Below are 14,957 nucleotides of genomic sequence, written 5' to 3' on the forward strand. Positions count from 1 at the left end.
TCAACTCCCCTAAAGTCATATAAATAAGAATTTCATTAAAGTCTTGTGTAAAAGGGCTTTTTTAATATATAATCCGCTGCCTATTTTTTTTAAGTGACTTCGTCGTTTAGGAAAAAGTAAGGATAATCGAACAACGGGGAGCTGAATTAAATTTTAGCGTTAACACCCAAACTAAAGGTATTGAAAAATGGCTAAGAAAGTCCAAGCTCTAATCAAGCTACAAGTTGCTGCTGGTGCAGCAAACCCGTCACCGCCAGTTGGTCCTGCTTTAGGTCAACACGGTGTGAATATCATGGAATTTTGTAAGGCGTTCAACGCAAAAACAGAATCTTTAGAAAAAGGCGCTCCAGTACCAGTAGTTATTACTGTATACAGCGATCGTTCTTTTACATTTGAAACAAAAACACCACCTGCTTCTTACTTATTGAAAAAAGCAGCTGGCATCAAAAGCGGTTCTGGCCGTCCTAACACTGACAAAGTGGGTACTGTTACTACAGCTCAACTTGAAGAAATTGTTAAGACAAAAGAAGCTGACTTAACTGCTGGTTCTATGGAAGCTGCAGTGCGTACCATTGCGGGTTCTGCTCGTTCAATGGGTTTAGTGGTAGAGGACTAATCAATGACTAAATTAACGAAACGCGCTCGTCTAATCCGTGAAAAAGTAGACGTATTAAAAGATTATGATATTGCTGAAGCCATTTCTTTATTAAAAGAACTTGCTACTGCAAACTTCCGTGAAAGTGTAGATGTTGCTGTAAACCTTGGCATCGATGCTCGTAAATCAGACCAAAACGTACGTGGCGCAGCTGTATTACCAAATGGTACTGGCCGTGATGTTCGTGTTGCTGTATTTACACAGGGCGCAAATGCTGAGAAAGCGAAAGAAGCTGGTGCTGACATCGTAGGTATGGAAGATTTAGCTGAATTAGTTAAAAAAGGCGAGATGAACTTTGATGTTGTAATCGCTTCTCCAGATGCTATGCGTGTTGTTGGTCAACTTGGTCAGATTTTAGGCCCACGTGGTTTAATGCCTAACCCTAAAGTTGGTACTGTAACACCAGACGTTGTAACCGCTATTAACAATGCAAAATCGGGCCAGATCCGTTACCGCAATGATAAAAACGGTATCATCCATACTACTATTGGTAAGGCTGATTTCGACGATGCTAAATTACAAGAAAACCTAGAGTTTTTATTGGAAGCTTTAAAGAAAGCTAAACCAGCAAATGCTAAAGGTCAGTACATTAAGAAACTTTCTATCTCAACTACTATGGGCGCCGGTGTATCGGTAAACCAAGCTAGTTTGACAGCAGTTTCTAAGTAAAGTCACATTTTTTGCACTTTACAAGGGTTAAATTATAGACTATAATTTCGCCCTTAAAAATTTTGGTAGGTGTTGTTTTATTCTTTTAGAAGTTTAAACAACCCCGTCAAAGACCGTAGGAGTTTATGAGGTAATTATTTACTTTAATAGACTTAATTTTTCCTACGTAGATGGTGATTACCCAGTATTTCCTAATTCTGGTCCTCGCCGTAACGGCCTAGTTTACTTTCTTTGAAAGAATATAAACTAGGGATAGTAAATACCGGTTTATTTAACCGGTGAACCAGGAGTTAAAGCCAATGGCTATCAATCTTGATGACAAAAAGGCAATTGTTGCTGAAGTTCAAGAAGCTGCTAGTGGCGCTCACTCAGTTGTAATCGCGGATGCCCGTGGTGTTGGAGTGGAAGCAATTACTGCATTGCGTAAGCAAGCACGTGAAAGTGGTGTATGGATGAAAGTTGTCCGTAACACATTAGCACGTCGTGCAGTAAAAGGTACTCAATTTGAATGTGTTTCTGACGTATTCAAAGGACCTTCATTAATTGCTTTTTCATCTGATCACCCAGGTGCCGCTGCACGTTTATTCACAGCCTTCGCTAAATCTAACGAAGCCTTTGATTTAAAAGCAGCTGCATTTGAAGGTAATTCAGTAGACGTAAATGTGTTAGCTAAGCTACCTACTTACGACGAAGCGATTGCACGTTTAATGAGCGCAATGAAAGAAGCATCTGCAGGCAAATTAGTCCGCACGATTGCTGCAGTACGCGATCAGAAAGAACAAGAAGCCGCTTAATAATTGTTTACCTCTGCTATTACTTAAACATAGGCAGAGCACAATTCGCACTTTTTGTATTTATAGTTATTTCAAACAGCCAAAGGCTGTTTATTAAAAAACAGGAAATTTAAAATGTCTATTTCTAAAGACGATATCCTAAACGCAGTTGCTGACATGTCAGTAATGGACGTTGTTGCTTTAATCGAAGCAATGGAAGAAAAATTTGGCGTATCTGCATCAGCTGCTGTTGCCGCTGCTGGACCAGCTGAAGCTGTTGAAGAGCAAAGCGAATTCAACGTTGTTATGACTAGCTTCGGTGAGAAGAAAGTTGCAGTAATCAAAGCAGTTCGTGGCGCTACAGGTTTAGGCCTTAAAGAAGCTAAAGACTTAGTTGAAGCTCTTGGCGTTGTTAAAGAAGGCGTTGACAAAGCTGAAGCTGAAGCTCTTAAGACTCTTCTTGAAGAAGCTGGCGCTTCTGTTGAGATCAAATAATCTGTTTTTAAACAGATTATTTGCCTGAAAAGGCAATGGCTGGTGACTTTAAAGTCACCGGCCTTTTTGCGCTAAAGAAAGTGGTTTTTTTTAAACCAAAAAGTGCATAATTGGTACTAAATGTATTAAGTATCATTGCAATATCCTGTCTGATACCAATTGGATTAGCTAACACAAAGTATGAAGCTATACTGAAGTTGTCTAGTCCAATTGGTATTTTAAAGGCAGATCGGCCATAACCAGCAAGCTGAGGAACCCCATGGTTTACTCTTACTCCGAAAAGAAACGTATTCGCAAGGACTTTGGTAAAAGCATACAAGTAATGGATTATCCATTCTTGTTATCAATCCAACTCGAATCTTTCCGTAAGTTTATTGATATTGATCCAACAGGTGAAACAGGCCTAGAGGCTGCGTTTCATTCTATTTTCCCAATTAAAGCTTACTCTGGTAGCTCAGAGTTACAATATGTGAGCTACAGACTTGGCGAACCGTTATTTGATGTCAAAGAATGTCAAATCCGCGGTGTAACCTATTCTGCGCCGCTTCGCGTTAAATTACGTTTAGTAGTTTACGATAAAGAAGCGCCAGCAGGCACAGTTAAAGATATCAAAGAACAAGAAGTATACATGGGTGAAATCCCATTAATGACAGACAACGGTACGTTTGTTATTAATGGTACTGAGCGTGTTATTGTTTCGCAATTACATCGTTCTCCAGGTGTGTTTTTCGATCATGATAAAGGTAAAACACACTCATCTGGTAAAGTATTATATAACGCACGCGTTATTCCTTACCGTGGTTCTTGGTTAGATTTTGAGTTTGATCCTAAAGATAATTTATTTGTACGTATTGACCGTCGTCGTAAATTACCGGCGTCAATCATTTTACGTGCCTTAGAGTATTCTACTGAAGAAATTCTAGACATGTTCTATGACACCACTGACTTTTCAATCAAAGGCGATAAGTTGATCATGGATTTAATCCCTGAGCGCTTACGCGGTGAAACGGCAACGTTTGACATTTGTTTGAAAAATGGTGATGTATTAGTAGAACAAGGTCGTCGCATTACTGCACGTCATATTCGTTCATTGTCGAAAGAAAATCTTGAAAAGCTAGAAGTCCCAGCTGAGTACATCGTAGGTAAAGTTTTATCTAAAGCTTACATCGATGAGTCTACTGGTGAAGTTATTGCTGAAGCCAATGCTGAAATAACATTAGAGTTATTAGCAGAGCTAAGCCAAGCTGGCCATAAAGTTCTTTCTACTTTATATATGAATGAATTCGATGTTGGTTCATACATGTCTGACACTATTCGTGTTGATGGTACTTCAAACAAGCTAGAAGCTTTAGTTGAAATATACCGCATGATGCGCCCAGGCGAGCCACCAACAAAAGATGCAGCAGAAACGTTATTTACTAACTTGTTTTTTGCTCCAGAACGCTATGATTTATCAACCGTTGGTCGAATGAAGTTCAACCGTCGTGTTGGCAATTCAGACGATGTTGGAAGTGGCATTTTATCTAACGATGACATTATTTCAGTAATGAGAACCTTAATCGCCATTCGTGACGGTAAAGGCGAGACTGATGATATCGATCACTTAGGTAACCGTCGTATTCGCTCTGTTGGCGAAATGGCAGAAAACCAATTCCGTGTTGGTCTAGTACGTGTTGAACGTGCTGTACGTGAACGTTTAAGTCTTGGTGACTTAGACGCTATCATGCCACAAGACCTAATCAACGCTAAGCCTATCTCTGCGGCTGTGAAAGAATTTTTCGGTTCTTCACAATTGTCACAGTTTATGGATCAAAACAACCCGTTATCAGAAGTGACGCATAAACGTCGTATCTCCGCATTAGGCCCAGGTGGTTTGACGCGTGAACGTGCTGGTTTTGAAGTTCGAGATGTACATCCGACCCATTATGGTCGTGTATGTCCTATCGAAACGCCGGAAGGTCCAAACATTGGTTTGATTAACTCACTGTCGTGTTATGCACGTACTAACGATTACGGTTTCTTAGAAACTCCATATCGTAAAGTAGTTGATGGCTTAGTCACTGATGATATTGATTATTTATCAGCAATTGAAGAAGGTAACTTCGTTATTGCCCAAACTACAGCTCCGGTTGATAGTGAAGGTAAGTTAGTAGACGGCTTAGTACAATGTCGTCACAAAAACGAATTTACATTAATCTCGGCAGAACAAGTCCAATACATGGATGTTTCGCCACAGCAGATTATTTCAGTTGCAGCAAGTTTAATTCCGTTCCTTGAGCACGATGATGCTAACAGAGCCCTGATGGGTTCAAACATGCAACGTCAAGCCGTACCAACTCTTATCGTTGATAAGCCGTTAGTCGGTACAGGTATGGAAAAAGTTGTAGCTGTTGATTCAGGTGTAACTGCTGTTGCAAAACGTGGTGGTGTAGTCAGCTATGTTGACGCTTCTCGTATTGTTGTTAAAGTTAATGAAGACGAAATGCATGCTGGTGAAGCCGGTATTGATATTTATAACTTAACTAAATATACGCGTTCAAACCAAAATACATGTATCAACCAACGTCCACAGTGTCGTATGGGTGAACCTGTTACACGTGGTGATGTTTTAGCTGATGGTCCTTCAACGGACATGGGTGAATTAGCCCTAGGTCAAAACATGCGTATAGCGTTTATGCCTTGGAATGGTTACAACTTCGAAGATTCAATGTTGTTATCTGAACGTGTTGCTACAGAAGATCGTTTCACTACAGTTCATATTCAAGAATTAACCTGTATAGCACGAGACACTAAATTAGGTAGTGAAGAAATTACTTCTGATATTCCTAATGTTGGTGAATCAGCTTTATCTAAATTAGATGAAGCGGGTGTTGTTTACATCGGTGCTGAAGTTAATGGTGGCGACATCTTAGTGGGTAAAGTTACTCCTAAAGGTGAAACACAATTAACACCAGAAGAAAAACTATTACGTGCTATTTTCGGTGAAAAAGCAGCTGACGTTAAAGACAGCTCTTTACGTGTACCTAATTCTGTTAAAGGTACTATCATCGACGTTCAAATCTTCACCCGTGACGGTGTAGAAAAAGATAAGCGCGCTGTTGAAATTGAAGAATTACAACTTAAAGAAGTTAAGAAAGATTTAGGCGATGAATTTAGCATTTTAGAAGATGGTATTTATGCTCGTGCTAAAAACCTTCTTTTATCTGCTGGCTTAAACGAATCAGACATTAATAGTATGTCTCGTGCAAATTGGTTAGTTCAAAACTTGTCTGACGAAGGTCAACAATCTGAGCTTGAACAAATTGCTGAGCAATACGACAATATTAAAGCTGATTTCGATAAGAAGTTTGAAATTAAACGTCGTAAGATCACGCAAGGTGCTGATTTAGCTCCAGGTGTTCTTAAAATTATCAAAGTTTACTTAGCGATAAAACGCCACATCCAACCGGGTGATAAAATGGCCGGTCGTCATGGTAACAAAGGTGTTATTTCAAACGTCGTTCCAGTAGAAGATATGCCTTACGATCAATATGGTGTTCCTGTTGATGTGGTACTTAACCCGTTAGGTGTACCATCACGAATGAACATTGGTCAGATCTTAGAAACTCATCTAGGTATGGCGTGTCGTGGTATTGGCGAAAAAATCAACCGTATGTTGGAAGCGCAACAAGAAATTCATAAACTACGTAACTTCATTCAAGAAGTTTACAATGTTGGTGAATCTCGTCAAGTTGTTGACATCGCGAGCTTCTCTGATGATGAAGTGATGCGTTTAGCTAATAACTTGCGTGCCGGTCTTCCTATTGCTACTCCAGCATTTGATGGTGCAGCAGAGAAAGAAATCAAAGAGATGTTTAGACTTGCAGATATGCCTGAAAGCGGTCAGTTTATCTTAACTGACGGTCGTACTGGTCGTGAATTTGAACGTCCTGTAACGGTTGGCTACATGTATATGTTAAAACTTAACCATTTAGTTGATGACAAAATGCATGCACGTTCTACTGGCTCTTACTCATTAGTAACGCAACAACCTCTTGGCGGTAAAGCGCAATTTGGTGGTCAACGTTTCGGTGAGATGGAAGTATGGGCACTAGAAGCATACGGTGCTGCTTATACGCTACAAGAAATGTTAACGGTTAAATCTGATGATGTTAACGGTCGTACTAAGATGTATAAAAACTTAGTAGACGGTGATCACAGAATGGAGCCAGGCATTCCTGAATCATTCAACGTATTGTTGAAAGAAATTCGTTCGTTAGGTATTAACATCGAATTAGATCAGGACTAGCTTCCAAAGCTGCATGCTGACTATCAAATTGATGAGTCAGTACACGGAGAAAGCAGGCAACTGCTTTCTCTTTAAGGTTTAACTCCGACAGGAGAAGAAGTGTGAAAGATTTACTTAAGTTTCTTAAGCAACAAAATCAAACAGAAGAGTTCGATGGTATACGTATCGGACTAGCATCACCAGATCAGATTCGTTCTTGGTCATTTGGTGAAGTAAAAAAACCTGAAACGATTAACTACCGTACGTTCAAACCAGAACGTGACGGTCTATTTTGTGCGCGTATTTTTGGTCCAGTAAAAGATTACGAATGTCTTTGTGGCAAATACAAGCGTTTAAAGCATCGTGGTGTTATTTGTGAAAAATGTGGCGTTGAAGTTACATTAACAAAAGTTCGTCGTGACCGTATGGGTCATATCGAATTAGCAAGCCCAGTTGCACATATCTGGTTCTTAAAATCATTACCTTCGCGTATTGGTTTATTACTTGATATGACACTTCGTGATATCGAACGTGTTCTTTATTTTGAATCTTATGTTGTTACTGAACCTGGTATGACAACATTAGAAAAAAGCCAAATTCTAACTGAAGAAGAATATCTTGATGCTTTAGAAGAGCATGGTGATGAATTTGACGCATTAATGGGTGCTGAAGCTGTTTTAGCTTTACTACAACAAATCGATTTAGAAGGCGAAGTAGCGCAAATGCGTGAAGAGCTTCCTGAAATTGGTAGTGAAACTAAGCGTAAAAAAGTCACTAAGCGTTTAAAATTAATGGAAGCATTCGCCGCTTCAGGTAATAAGCCTGAGTGGATGATTATGAACGTACTACCCATTTTACCGCCGGATTTACGTCCGTTAGTACCTTTGGATGGTGGCCGTTTTGCTACGTCTGATTTGAACGATTTATACCGTCGTGTTATTAACCGTAACAACCGTTTAAAACGTCTTCTTGACTTAGTTGCTCCAGATATTATCGTACGTAACGAAAAACGTATGTTACAAGAATCTGTTGATGCACTTCTTGATAACGGTCGTCGTGGTCGCGCAATTACCGGTTCTAACAAACGTCCTCTTAAATCTCTTGCCGATATGATTAAAGGTAAGCAAGGTCGTTTCCGTCAGAATCTATTGGGTAAACGTGTTGATTACTCTGGTCGTTCTGTAATTACTGTTGGTCCTACACTGCGTTTACACCAGTGTGGTTTACCGAAAAAAATGGCACTTGAATTATTCAAACCATTTATTTACGGTAAATTAGAAGCTCGTGGTTTAGCGACTACGATTAAAGCAGCTAAAAAATTAGTTGAACGTGAAGGCGCTGAAGTTTGGGATGTACTTGACGAAGTTATTCGTGAACATCCAGTTATGCTTAACCGTGCACCAACACTTCACAGACTAGGTATCCAAGCGTTTGAACCTGTTCTAATTGAAGGTAAAGCAATTCACTTGCATCCTCTAGTTTGTGCGGCATACAACGCCGATTTCGATGGTGACCAAATGGCGGTACACGTACCGTTAACTATCGAAGCGCAAATGGAAGCTCGTACCTTAATGATGTCTACCAATAACGTGTTATCACCAGCAAACGGTGAGCCGATTATTGTACCATCACAAGATGTTGTTTTAGGCTTGTACTACTTAACACGTGACCGTGTTAATGGTTTAGGTGAAGGCATGGTTTTTGCTGACACTAAAGAAGCTGAAAAAGCTTACCGCACAGGTGTTGCAGAACTTCACGCCCGTGTAAAAATTCGTATCACCGAATACTTTAAAGACGAAGAAGGTAACTTTACTGTACCTAAAACGACTTTACGTGATACCACGGTAGGTCGCGCCATTATGTGGCAGGTTTGTCCAAAAGGTATGCCTTACGATTTAATCGATCAACCGCTTGGCAAAAAACCAATTTCGAAATTAATTAACCACGCTTACCGTAACTTAGGTTTGAAAGAAACGGTTATTTTTGCTGACCAAATCATGTACACAGGTTTCCATTACGCGATGATCGCGGGTTGTTCTGTTGGTATTGATGATATGGTTATTCCTGCGGCTAAATACACTATTATCGAAGAGTCGGAAGAAGAAGTTGCTGAAATCCAAACTCAATTCGAGCAAGGTTTAGTTACTCAGGGCGAAAAATATAACAAAGTTATTGATATTTGGTCATCTGCCAACGAGAAAATCTCTAAAGCGATGATGGACAATTTATCAAAAGAAACTGTTATTAACCGTGACGGCGTGCCAGAAGAACAAGATTCATTTAACTCTATCTACATGATGGCTGACTCGGGTGCTCGTGGTAGTGCTGCTCAGATCCGTCAGTTAGCGGGTATGCGTGGCTTGATGGCTAAACCAGATGGTTCTATCATCGAAACGCCAATCAAAGCTAACTTCCGTGAAGGTTTGAACGTATCTGAATACTTCATCTCAACTCACGGTGCGCGTAAAGGTCTTGCCGATACTGCACTTAAAACAGCTAACTCGGGTTACTTAACTCGTCGTTTAGTTGATGTTGCACAAGATTTGGTTGTGACTGAACATGATTGTGGTACTTTCGACGGTCTACAAATGACACCACTAATCGAAGGTGGCGATGTTGTTGAACCATTAAGAGAACGTGTTCTTGGTCGTGTTGTTGCTGAAGATGTTATCAAGCCGGGTACTGACGAAGTTTTATTACCTCGTAACACGCTAATTGACGAAGCTTTATGTGATTTCATTGAAGAAAACTCAATTGATCAAATGAAAGTACGTTCAATTATTACCTGTAAAACCGATTTTGGTATTTGTGCTCATTGTTACGGTCGTGATTTGGCTCGTGGCCATATGATCAACCAAGGTGAAGCTATTGGTGTTGTTGCAGCACAATCAATCGGTGAACCTGGTACACAGCTTACCATGCGTACGTTCCACATCGGTGGTGCCGCATCGCGTGCTTCTGCTGAAAACAACGTACAAGTTAAAAACACAGGTACTTTGAAACTTCAAAATGCTAAGTTTGTAACTAACTCTGAAGATCATCTTGTTATTACCTCACGTTCATCCGAAATGACGGTAATTGATGAGCTAGGTCGTGAGAAAGAACGTTATAAAGTGCCTTACGGTACAGTGCTTTCTAAGAAAGATGGTGGTTCAATTGTTGCCGGTGAAATCATCGCTAACTGGGACCCGCATACTCACCCTATTATTACGGAAGTAGCAGGTAAAGTTCAGTTCGTTGATCTTTCTGATGGCGTGACTATGGTTCGTCAAACTGATGATCTGACTGGTCTTTCAAGTATTATTGTTACTGACGCAGGTCAACGTAATGCAACGGGTAAAGAAATGCGCCCAGCATTGAAACTTGTTGATGCTAACGGTGAAGAAGTTATGATTGCCGGGACTGAAATCCCAGCACTTTACTACTTACCGGGTAATGCAATTGTTAACCTAGAAGATGGCGCGGATGTAAACATTGGTGATGCACTTGCTCGTATACCACAAGCAAGTTCTAAAACTCGTGATATAACCGGTGGTCTTCCACGTGTTGCTGATTTATTTGAAGCACGTAAGCCTAAACTTCCTGCAATTCTTGCTGAGAAAACAGGTGTTGTTGCTTTCGGTAAAGAAACCAAAGGTAAAGTGCGCTTATTAATCACTCAACCTAGCGGTGAAGTATACGAAGAGATGATCCCTAAAACGCGTCTTTTGAATATCTATGAGGGTGAGCCAGTAATCAAAGGTGAAGTTATTGCCGATGGTCCTGAGTCTCCGCATGATATCTTGCGTTTACGTGGTGTTGCACCTGTTGCTAATTACATTGTTAACGAAGTACAAGAAGTATATCGTTTACAAGGTGTAAAAATTAACGACAAGCACATCGAAGTTATCGTCCGTCAAATGATTCGCAAGTGTGAAATCTTAGACGCGGGTGATAGTGATTTCTTGAAAGGCGAACAAGTAGAAGTAGCGCGTGTTAATATTTCAAACCGCGAGCTTGAATCTGCTGGTAAGCAACCTGCTGAATACGAAATGCAAATGATGGGTATTACTAAAGCATCATTAGCAACTGAATCGTTTATTTCAGCGGCATCTTTCCAAGAAACAACACGTGTACTTACTGAAGCTGCTGTTGCAGGTAAGAAAGATAAGTTACGTGGCTTGAAAGAAAACGTTATCGTTGGTCGTTTGATCCCAGCGGGTACAGGTTATTCGTACCATCAGGAACGTGCTAAACGTAAACTACAAGCAAAAATGCCTGCTGTTGAAGAAGTCGCTGTTTCAGCTGACGATGCAGCACAAGCATTAACTGACGCACTAAATGCTAGTGATTAAGTAAAAAATATAGCGTTAATGGCCTGTGCTACTTGACAGGCCATAGCTTGACCTATAGAATTCCGCGACCCTATATCCTGTACTGTTTATGTATAGCATTTAAGGTCGCGGATTTTCACGTTTATAAGGGTGTAAATTTCTCATTGATTGGAATTTACACAAGTTTAACTAATCGGGAGCTATTTAATGGCAACTATTAACCAATTAGTACGTAAACCACGTGTAAGACAAGTAACTAAAAGTAACGTTCCAGCGTTACAAGCTTGTCCACAACGTCGTGGCGTATGTACTCGTGTGTATACAACTACACCGAAAAAACCTAACTCAGCACTTCGTAAAGTTGCTCGTGTTCGTTTAACTAACGGCTTCGAAGTAACTTCATACATCGGTGGTGAAGGACATAATTTACAAGAGCATAGCGTTATTTTAATACGCGGTGGCCGTGTAAAAGATTTACCGGGTGTGCGTTATCACACCGTTCGTGGCGCGCTTGATTGTTCAGGTGTAAGCGACAGAAGACAAGGCCGTTCTAAATACGGTGCTAAACGACCTAAATCTTAAGTTTTCCTCTCTAACTCCTTATAGATAGGAAGAGAAAAAAACGTTAAGTAAGGCCAAATAAGAAATTTTTAAATTTATATATTTTGGATTAATCCTGAATACTACGGAGAATTAAGATGCCAAGAAGACGCGTCGTAGGGCAACGTAAAATATTGCCAGATCCTAAGTTCCATAACGAACTTTTAGCAAAATTCATCAACATCCTTATGGTTGATGGTAAAAAATCTACTGCAGAAAAAATTGTTTACGGTGCATTAGACATTTTAACTGAAAAAAACAGCGAGAAAACTCACTTAGAGCTTTTCGAAACTGCTTTAGATAATATCCGCCCATCTGTCGAAGTTAAATCTCGTCGTGTTGGTGGTTCTACTTATCAAGTACCAGTTGAAGTTCGTCCAGTTCGTCGTAATGCTCTAGCCATGCGTTGGTTAGTTGAAGCAGCTCGTAAACGTGGTGAAAAATCAATGGCTCAGCGCCTAGCTAACGAAATGTTAGATGCGTCTGACAGCAAAGGTTCAGCGGTTAAGAAACGTGAAGACGTTCACCGTATGGCTGATGCTAACAAAGCGTTCGCTCACTACCGCTGGTAAGCTAGCAGTTTTGAATGGATGTATGATTTACCCTTTGCATATGCTTAGGGTAAATACATGGCTAGCAAGAGTTTCTCTTGCTAGCCATACTAACTTTTACGGACTGATGCTTTGCGCAGTTCAAAAAGTATTAAACAGTAGTATTAAACAAATACTCACCGCTTACGCGAATATTTATTTAATAGTACTAATTATTAGTGACTAAGAATTAGAGGATTTCATTTTGGCACGTATCACCCCTATTGAGCGCTACCGTAACATTGGTATCTGTGCACACGTAGATGCTGGCAAAACGACAACCACAGAACGTGTTTTGTTTTACACGGGTCTTTCTCACAGAATTGGTGAAGTGCACGATGGTGCTGCAACCATGGACTGGATGGAACAAGAGCAAGAGCGTGGTATTACCATTACCTCAGCTGCGACAACTTGTTTCTGGAAAGGCATGGACGGCCAATTTGTTGACCACCGTATTAATATTATCGATACTCCTGGTCACGTTGATTTTACCATTGAAGTTGAGCGCTCTTTGCGTGTCCTCGATGGTGCTGTATTAGTTTTATGTGCCTCTTCAGGTGTTCAACCGCAAACAGAAACTGTTTGGCGTCAAATGGAAAAGTATGCCGTTCCACGCATTGTTTTTGTTAACAAAATGGACCGCACTGGCGCAGACTTTCTTTCTGTTGTTGGTCAGCTAAAAGCACGTCTAAAAGCAAATGCAGTTCCTATTCAGTTACCTATTGGTTCAGAAGAAGATTTTAAAGGTGTTATAGACCTTGTTAAAATGAAAGTGATCAACTGGAGTGAAGACGATCACGGCATGACTTTTACTTATTCAGCAATACCTACCGATATGCAAGACCTTGCCGATGAATGGCGTGAGAATATGATATCGGAAGCGGCTGAAGTGTCAGACGAGTTAATGGAAAAATACCTTGAAGATGGCGATTTGACAGAAGATGAAATCAAGTCAGCACTTCGACAACGTACCCTTAATAATGAAATCATTCTTTGTACTTGTGGCTCTGCTTTTAAAAATAAAGGCGTACAAGCTGTTTTAGATGCCGTTATTGACTATTTACCCTCACCAACGGAAGTTGCTGCTATTACGGGTATTAGTGATGACAAGAATGAAACACCGGCAACGCGTGCCGCAGATGATAGTGCGCCATTTTCCGCGTTAGCCTTTAAAATTGCCACTGACCCTTTTGTTGGTACGTTAACCTTCTTCCGCGTCTATTCCGGAGTAGTTAAAACAGGCGATAGTGTCTTTAATCCAATTAAAGGCAAGAAAGAACGTCTCGGTCGTCTAGTGCAAATGCATGCCAATGACCGTCAAGAAATTAAAGAAGTTCGTGCTGGTGATATCGCTGCAGCCATCGGTTTAAAAGATGTGACTACGGGTGAAACACTGTGTGATGCCAATCACGTAATAACACTTGAGAAAATGGAATTTCCAGATCCGGTAATTTCAATAGCCGTTGAGCCAAAAACCATTGCTTCTCAAGACAAGTTAGCCCTAGCCTTAAGTAAATTATCAGCTGAAGATCCTTCGTTTAAGGTCGCTACTGATGATGAAACGGGTCAAACGATCATTTCCGGTATGGGTGAGCTACACTTAGACATTATCGTCGAGCGCATGAAACGAGAGTTTGGCGTTGAATGTAATGTCGGTAAGCCACAAGTTGCTTATCGTGAAACTATTCGTTCTACGGTTGAAGTAGAAGGTAAATTTATTCGACAATCAGGTGGTAAAGGCCAATTTGGTCACGTTTGGTTGAAAATGGAACCCTTACCAGAAGGTGGTGGTTTCGAATTTGTTAACGAAATTGTTGGCGGTACTGTTCCTAAAGAATATATACCTGCCATTGAAAAAGGCTGTTTTGAGCAAATGGATAGTGGTGTATTAGCCGGTTATCCAATGCTTGATGTTAAAGTAACACTTTATGACGGTTCTTTTCATGACGTTGACTCTAATGAAATGGCGTTTAAAGTTGCTGCTTCAATGGGCTTTAGAGAAGGGGCGTTAAAAGCTACGCCGACACTTCTAGAACCTATGATGAAAGTAGAAGTAACTACGCCAGAAGAAAACATGGGTGATGTCGTTGGCGATTTAAATCGTCGTCGCGGTATGATCGATGGCATGGACGAAGGTCCTGCTGGCTCTAAGATAGTGAATGCAATAGTACCACTGTCTGAAATGTTTGGTTATGCTACTGCATTACGCAGTGCAACACAGGGCCGCGCCTCTTATTCGATGGAATTTTTACAATACAGTGAAGCTCCTAAGAATGTAGTTGCGGCAATAACAGAATCTCTTGGAATCTCGTAAGACACTCACTTATAGTTAGTGAAAGTCTAGCTCGGTCATCTTGGCTGCGCTTTTAATAAACTTTAAGGTAATTGAAAAATGGCTAAAGCAAAATTTGAACGTTTAAAACCGCATGTTAACGTTGGTACTATCGGTCACGTCGATCACGGTAAAACAACTTTAACAGCTGCTATCTCTGCAGTATTAACTAAAGTACACGGTGGTGAAGTTAAAGATTTCGCACAAATCGATAATGCTCCTGAAGAGCGTGAGCGTGGTATTACAATCAATACTTCTCACAT

At 40.5% G+C, this 14,957-nt stretch carries 10 protein-coding genes; all 10 read left to right on the forward strand.

Annotated elements, in window-relative coordinates:
* The first annotated feature begins 187 nt into the window (after positions 1-187).
* On the forward strand, positions 188-616 hold the full coding sequence (gene rplK / locus H4J69_RS02560) for a 50S ribosomal protein L11 (RefSeq protein ID WP_070375051.1): 429 nt from the start codon (positions 188-190) through the stop codon (positions 614-616).
* A 3-nt stretch (positions 617-619) separates the two neighbouring features.
* Positions 620-1,324 (forward strand): 50S ribosomal protein L1, encoded by a 705-nt coding sequence (gene rplA, locus H4J69_RS02565; protein WP_070375050.1) that lies wholly within the window; start codon positions 620-622, stop codon positions 1,322-1,324.
* A gap of 299 nt (positions 1,325-1,623) precedes the next feature.
* Positions 1,624-2,118 carry a 50S ribosomal protein L10 gene (gene rplJ, locus H4J69_RS02570; RefSeq protein WP_182217228.1) on the forward strand — a complete coding sequence of 165 codons (495 nt, stop codon included), beginning with the start codon at positions 1,624-1,626 and terminating at the stop codon, positions 2,116-2,118.
* A 114-nt stretch (positions 2,119-2,232) separates the two neighbouring features.
* Positions 2,233-2,592: a 50S ribosomal protein L7/L12 gene (gene rplL / locus H4J69_RS02575; protein WP_070375048.1), complete on the forward strand. Its 360-nt coding sequence runs from the start codon at positions 2,233-2,235 to the stop codon at positions 2,590-2,592.
* Positions 2,593-2,851: 259 nt separating this feature from the next.
* Positions 2,852-6,880 carry a DNA-directed RNA polymerase subunit beta gene (rpoB, locus tag H4J69_RS02580; protein ID WP_070375047.1) on the forward strand — a complete coding sequence of 1,343 codons (4,029 nt, stop codon included), beginning with the start codon at positions 2,852-2,854 and terminating at the stop codon, positions 6,878-6,880.
* 101 nt (positions 6,881-6,981) lie between these two features.
* On the forward strand, positions 6,982-11,193 hold the full coding sequence (gene rpoC, locus H4J69_RS02585; RefSeq protein ID WP_070375046.1) for a DNA-directed RNA polymerase subunit beta': 4,212 nt from the start codon (positions 6,982-6,984) through the stop codon (positions 11,191-11,193).
* 186 nt (positions 11,194-11,379) lie between these two features.
* Complete coding sequence (rpsL, locus tag H4J69_RS02590; RefSeq protein ID WP_011045492.1) at positions 11,380-11,754, forward strand: 30S ribosomal protein S12; 375 nt, start codon at positions 11,380-11,382, stop codon at positions 11,752-11,754.
* Positions 11,755-11,870: 116 nt separating this feature from the next.
* Positions 11,871-12,344 (forward strand): 30S ribosomal protein S7, encoded by a 474-nt coding sequence (rpsG, locus tag H4J69_RS02595; protein WP_070375045.1) that lies wholly within the window; start codon positions 11,871-11,873, stop codon positions 12,342-12,344.
* Between the two features lie 223 nt (positions 12,345-12,567).
* On the forward strand, positions 12,568-14,676 hold the full coding sequence (gene fusA, locus H4J69_RS02600; protein WP_182217227.1) for an elongation factor G: 2,109 nt from the start codon (positions 12,568-12,570) through the stop codon (positions 14,674-14,676).
* Between the two features lie 78 nt (positions 14,677-14,754).
* Positions 14,755-14,957 (forward strand): GTP-binding protein (locus H4J69_RS02605; protein ID WP_259364653.1); only part of this gene is annotated, 203 nt, incomplete at its 3' end.

It is taken from the genome of Colwellia sp. BRX10-9 (assembly GCF_014077405.1).
In the GTDB taxonomy this organism is placed as follows: domain Bacteria; phylum Pseudomonadota; class Gammaproteobacteria; order Enterobacterales; family Alteromonadaceae; genus Colwellia_A.